At 67.7% G+C, this 344-nt stretch carries 1 protein-coding gene; it reads right to left on the bottom strand.

Annotation, left to right across the window (positions count from 1 at the left end):
• A partial coding sequence (locus tag IG74_RS0145070) for a flavodoxin-dependent (E)-4-hydroxy-3-methylbut-2-enyl-diphosphate synthase (RefSeq protein WP_030689771.1) occupies positions 1-344 on the bottom strand: 344 nt, incomplete at both ends.

Below are 344 nucleotides of genomic sequence, written 5' to 3' on the forward strand. Positions count from 1 at the left end.
CATGACCGCGACCCGCAGCGGCACCTCCATGCCCTCGAGCCCCGCCGTCACCTCGTCCGCGAGCTTGTACACATCCACCTGCGCACGACCACAGGACGGGCAGGAGACGATCTCCAGCCGCCGCTGGCGCAGATTCAGCGACTCCAGGATCTGGATGCCGACCTTGACCTCTTCCGCCGGAGGCGCCGACAACGAGACCCGGATCGTGTCACCGATGCCCTCCGCCAACAGCGCACCGAACGCCACCGCCGACTTGATCGTCCCCTGGAAAGCGGGACCCGCCTCGGTCACACCCAGGTGCAGCGGATAGTCACTGGCGGCCGCCAGCTGCCGGTAGGCATTGA

It is taken from the genome of Streptomyces sp. NRRL B-1347 (assembly GCF_000720325.1).
GTDB lineage: Bacteria > Actinomycetota > Actinomycetes > Streptomycetales > Streptomycetaceae > Streptomyces.